Below are 2,994 nucleotides of genomic sequence, written 5' to 3'. Positions count from 1 at the left end.
CGCGAGAACGAACCGGCCTCGGCCGGTTCGGCGGCGGCTGTCCGCCTCCCCCATGACTTCCTCACCGAACGGCTCGCGGGCACGGCGGCCACCGACCCCGGTGACGCGTCGGGCACCTGCTGGTACTCCACGGCGACCGGTGCGTACGACCCCGGTGTCCTGCGGCACATCGGTCTGGACGCCGCGCTGCTGCCTCCGGTGGCACCCACCGGAGGCACCCGGATCGGTTCGCTCACCGGCACCGCCGCCGCCGAGCTGGGGCTGCCCGCCGGTATCGCCGTCGCCGCCGGTACCGGCGACAACATGGCCGCCGCGGTCGGTCTCGGGCTCGGCGGTGCCGGACTGCTCGGGCATCCGGTGCTCAGCCTCGGCACCTCGGGCACGGTGTTCGCCGCGACCCGGACCCGGCCCGCGTCGGCGTCGGCGTCCGCCTCTGCGTCCATGCCTGCGCCTGCGCCTGCGTCGGGGTCTGCGTCGCTCACCGCCTTCGCCGCCGCCGACGGGACCTATCTCCCCCTGGCCTGCACCCTGAACTGCACGCTCGCCGTGGACCGGGTCGCCGCGCTGCTCGGCCTGAGCCGGGACACCGCGGAGGCGGGCGGCGAGGTCGTCCTGCTGCCGTATCTCGACGGAGAGCGCACCCCCGATCTGCCCGGCGCGTCCGGCCTGCTCACCGGACTGCGCCACACCACCAGCCGCCAGCAGGTGCTGGGCGCCGCCTATGAGGGCGCGGTCGTCACGGTGCTGCGCGCCCTCGACGACGTCCTGAGCGCCTGCGGCCTCGACCCCTCGGACGCGGACGTCGCCGCCCGCCCGCTGCGGCTGATCGGCGGCGGTGCCCGGGGCCCGTACTGGGTGGAGACCGTACGCCGGCTCTCCGGCCGCCCGCTGATCATCCCCCGGCAGGCCGAATTCGTCGCGCTCGGCGCCGCCGCCCTCGCGGCGGGAGCGGCCCTGGGCGCCGACCCGGTGGCGGTGGCGGGCGGCTGGGCGACGGGCGGTGCGGTGGAGCTGCCGGCCGTGGACCGGGACACCGCGACCTGGGGACGGGTCTCGGACGTACTGGAGCGGGCCCGGCCGGGGCTGCTCGGCTGATCACTCCCTCCGGGCCCCGCCGACCCGGCTTGATCCGCCTCCGTAGACTGCCTGGTACACCTGACCAACCTCCGCTCACCCGCGCGCGGTGAGAGGACGACCCACGCCTCGGGAGGCGAGCATGGGCACCCGTCGCACCTCACTGCCGGGAGTCGGTACGCAGTACGACTTCACGACCGAGGAAGGGCGTCACATCTCGGTCGTCGTCCACCACGACGGCCGAAGATTCCTCGGCTTCTACGACTCCGACGACCCGGACGCCTGTCTGCTGTCGGTTCCGCTGTCGTCGCACGAGGCGACGGCGCTGGCGCATCTCATCGATCCGGCACCGATCGACGCGGTGCGGACGGACGGCATCGACCTGGTCACCGAGCACATCCCGGTCGGCTCCCGGTCCCCGTACTCGGGACGGCTGCTCGGCGAGACCGAGGCGCGTACGCGGACGGGCGCGTCGATCGTCGCGGTGCTGCGCCGGACGAGCGCGCACCCGTCCCCCGGGCCCGACTTCCGGTTCGCCCTCGGCGACACACTGGTCGCGGTCGGCACCCGTGAGGGCGTCGACGCCCTCGCCGAGATCATCGCCGGAGGCTGACCGTGCATGACACAACCGCCCTGCTCATCGAACTCGGCGCGGTCATCCTCGGTCTGGGGCTGATAGGCCGGTTCGCCGGGCGCATCGGCCTCTCCCCCATCCCCCTCTATCTGCTGGCGGGACTGGCGTTCGGGACCGGTGGACTGCTGCCGCTGAGCGCGAGCGAGGACTTCGTCGCCGTGGGCGCGGAGATCGGCGTCATCCTGCTGCTGCTTCTGCTGGGCCTTGAGTACAGCGCGTCCGAACTGGTCGGCAGCCTCAAGACCCAGTACCCGTCGGGCGCGGTCGACTTCGTGCTCAACGCGCTGCCCGGCGCGGGGGCGGCGCTGCTGCTGGGCTGGGGCCCGGTGGCGGCGGTCGCGCTGGCCGGTGTCACCTGGATCTCCTCCTCCGGCGTCATCGCGAAGGTCCTCACCGATCTGGGACGGCTGGGCAACCGGGAGACCCCGGTGATCCTCGGCATCCTGGTGATGGAGGACCTGGCGATGGCGGTCTACCTGCCGCTCCTCACCGCGCTGCTGGCCGGTGTGGGCCTCGCGGGTGGCAGCATCACCCTGCTGATCGCGCTCGGTGCCGTCGGCATCGTCCTCTATCTCGCGCTCCGCCACGGCCGGCTCATCAGCCGGGCCGTGTCATCGGACAACCCGGAGATGCTGCTCCTGGTGGTCCTCGGGCTGACCCTGCTGGTCGCGGGGATCGCGCAGGAACTCCAGGTCTCCGCCGCCGTGGGCGCGTTCCTGGTCGGGATCGCCCTGTCCGGGGAGGTCGCCGAAGGCGCGCGCAAGCTGCTCACCCCGCTGCGGGATCTGTTCGCCGCGGTGTTCTTCGTCTTCTTCGGGCTGTCCACCGACCCCACGGCGATCCCCCCGGTGCTGCTGCCCGCACTGCTGCTCGCCCTGTTCACCACCGTCACCAAGATCCTCACCGGCTGGTACGCGGCCTCCCGGGCGGGCATCGGCCCGCGCGGCCGGCTCCGGGCGGGCGGCGCGCTCGTGGCGCGGGGCGAGTTCTCCATCGTGATCGCGGGCCTGGCCGTCGGTACGGAGCCGAAGATCGGCCCGATCGCCACGGCGTATGTGCTGATCCTGGTGATCCTGGGTCCGCTGGCGGCGCGCTGGACGGAACCGGCGGTGACCCGGATACAGCGGCGCCGGAACCGTTCGGGACCGCCTCCGGAGTGCCATGACGAGATCCTGCCGCCGACCGGGGCCACCCAGGAGCCCGTGATCGCGCCCTCCCCATCGGTGGGCGGGACCGAGCCCGTGCACAAGGCGTAGAACTTCGAGCCTCTCGGGTCTTTCGGGTCC

Annotated in this window: 3 protein-coding genes; all 3 read left to right on the top strand. The window is 73.3% G+C overall.

Translation table 11 applies throughout. The features are described 5' to 3' along the window. Positions 1–1,095: FGGY family carbohydrate kinase (locus tag ACWF94_RS37735; protein ID WP_453499338.1), on the top strand; the 1,095-nt coding region annotated here is incomplete at its 5' end. A 121-nt stretch (positions 1,096–1,216) separates the two neighbouring features. Then, complete coding sequence (locus ACWF94_RS37730) at positions 1,217–1,687, top strand: cation:proton antiporter regulatory subunit (RefSeq protein ID WP_453499336.1); 471 nt, start codon at positions 1,217–1,219, stop codon at positions 1,685–1,687. Positions 1,688–1,689: 2 nt separating this feature from the next. Continuing rightward, positions 1,690–2,964 carry a cation:proton antiporter gene (locus ACWF94_RS37725; RefSeq protein WP_453499334.1) on the top strand — a complete coding sequence of 425 codons (1,275 nt, stop codon included), beginning with the start codon at positions 1,690–1,692 and terminating at the stop codon, positions 2,962–2,964. The last annotated feature ends 30 nt before the right edge of the window (positions 2,965–2,994 follow it).

The organism is Streptomyces sp. NPDC055078 (assembly GCF_053607985.1).
This window is presented reverse-complemented; position numbering and strand designations above follow the sequence as displayed.

Coding starts and splice junctions, on each gene's coding strand:
- ACWF94_RS37730 (WP_453499336.1), top strand. CDS start 1,217: ATGGGCACCCGTCGCACCTCACTGCCGGGAGTCGGTACGCAGTACGAC.